Here is a 2,191-nt window from a genome sequence, read left to right on the forward strand (position 1 = left end):
GATAATAGTACAAGAGTCTTTAGAGGAATCTCTGAAGGAAGAGCTACTGTTAATAAATCGGCTGAATTACCTACTGGAACCTACTTCTATATTATTCAATATACAGATGGTAAAGGGGAAACATTCAAAAAAGATGGATATTTATACTTAACAAGATAATCAAACTCAAATCTAACTCCTGAGGGTTTTTACAACCCTCAGGTTAAAAAACGAATCTAATGAAAACAAAAATAGTATTTTTCGTACTGATGTTTACAGCTGTGGTAAGTCATGCACAACAAGATGCACAATTTACGCAGTATATGTATAACACCATCAATGTCAATCCAGCATATGCAGGATCGAGAGGAGTTATGAGCATATTTGGATTGCATCGTACCCAATGGGTTGGATTAGATGGTGCGCCAGTAACAAACGCACTGTCACTAAACTCGCCTATAAACGATAGTAATTTAGGCATAGGTTTGTCTTTTATAAATGATAGAATTGGTCCTACTGAAGAAAATGTAGTATCGGCAGATGTTTCTTATACCATTCAAACCTCTGAAAATTACAAATTATCATTTGGTGCAAAAGCTACAGGTAACTTTTTTAGTTTAGACGTTTCCAGATTAAATCCAGCTCAACAAGGTGATGCTCAGTTTCAAAATTTGAATAAGTTTTCTCCAAATATTGGTGCAGGTATTTATTACCATTCTGACAAAAGCTATATAGGTTTATCTGTCCCTAATTTTATTGAGTCAAAACGGTACAATGACAACCAAGTGGCTATCTTTAGAGAAAAAGTTAATTACTATTTGATAGCGGGTTACGTTTTTGATTTAGATAACGACATTAAATTCAAACCAGCCCTACTTACTAAATTGGTTGAAGGCGCGCCTCTTCAGGTAGACGTTTCTGCTAACTTTATGTTCAATCAAAAATTTGTTCTTGGTGCCGCCTATCGTTGGGATGCTTCGGTAAGTGCTTTAGCTGGTTTTCAAGTGACTGATGGTTTATATATTGGATATGGATATGACTTAGAAACAACTCGTTTAAGAAATTACAATCATGGCTCCCACGAGGTGTTTCTTCGTTATGAACTGTTTAGCAACTTTAACAAAATTATTTCCCCTAGATTCTTCTAAATCCGAAACATCATGAAAAATAAAGTAATCCTATTGTTAACGTTTTTGAGTGTTTTATGTTCTTCTGGGCAGGCTCAAAATACTAAGGTTAAAAAAGCGAATAAAGCGTATGATAAATTCGCCTATATAGATGCTACGAAAACCTACGAACGTATTGCTGAAAAAGGATATAAATCGGCCGATTTGTTTCAGAAATTAGCCAATGCATACTATTTTAATGCTAATTTAGAAAAAGCTGCCAAATGGTATGGTGAGTTATTTGCCATGAACGAAGAAGTGGCTCCTGAGTATTATTACAGATATGCACAATCCCTAAAATCTATTGGTGAATATGCAAAGGCGGATGAAATGTTAGTGCTTTTCAGCAAAAAATCGAGTGAAGATTTGAGAGGTAAAATCTTTAATGACAAGCAAAATTATATGGATGTCATTAAAGCCAATTCTGGAAGATATATTATAAAAGATGCTGGTATCAATTCGGCTTATTCTGATTATGGTAGTGCCTATGCTGGAAATAAATTGATTTTTACTTCTTCTCGTGATACAGGAAGCTTTTCCCAAAGAAAACACAAATGGAACAATCAATATTTTACCAATATGTATTCTGCAGATATTACTCCTAAAGATACTCCTGGCATTACTGAAGACAGTCTTACGGGTCCTGAAAAATTTGCAAAAAACATCAATTCTAGATTTCATGAAGCAACACCTGTTTTTACTAAAGACGGACTAACCATGTATTTTACCAGAAATAATTTTAATAATGGTAAAAAAGGAAAAGACGCTAATAAAATTACTTTACTGAAAATATATAAAGCTACTTTAAAAGAGGGCAAATGGAACAATGCTCAGGAATTACCTTTTAATAGCGACAGTTACAGTGTCGCACATCCAACCTTGAGTGCTGACGAAAAAACAATGTATTTTGCTTCGGACATGCCTGGTACCTATGGTCAATCTGATATTTGGAAAGTTGCAATAAATGAAGACGGAAGTTTTGGTACTCCTGAAAATTTAGGAGTAACTATTAATACTGAGGGAAAAGAATCATTTCCTATAATCAC

The 2,191-nt window shown here is 34.3% G+C and carries 2 protein-coding genes and 1 pseudogene; all 3 read left to right on the forward strand.

Annotated features, from left to right (window positions below; all coding sequences use genetic code 11):
* On the forward strand, positions 1-159 hold a 159-nt coding region (locus F6464_RS14270), incomplete at its 5' end, for a T9SS type B sorting domain-containing protein (RefSeq protein ID WP_191963404.1).
* 59 nt (positions 160-218) lie between these two features.
* Positions 219-1,127, forward strand: coding sequence for a PorP/SprF family type IX secretion system membrane protein (locus tag F6464_RS14275; RefSeq protein ID WP_151108619.1), 909 nt, complete (start codon positions 219-221; stop codon positions 1,125-1,127).
* Between the two features lie 12 nt (positions 1,128-1,139).
* Positions 1,140-2,191 (forward strand): annotated as a pseudogene (locus tag F6464_RS14280) (sel1 repeat family protein); the annotation flags it as partial.

The organism is Flavobacterium luteum (assembly GCF_008806775.1).
In the GTDB taxonomy this organism is placed as follows: Bacteria; Bacteroidota; Bacteroidia; order Flavobacteriales; family Flavobacteriaceae; genus Flavobacterium; species Flavobacterium luteum.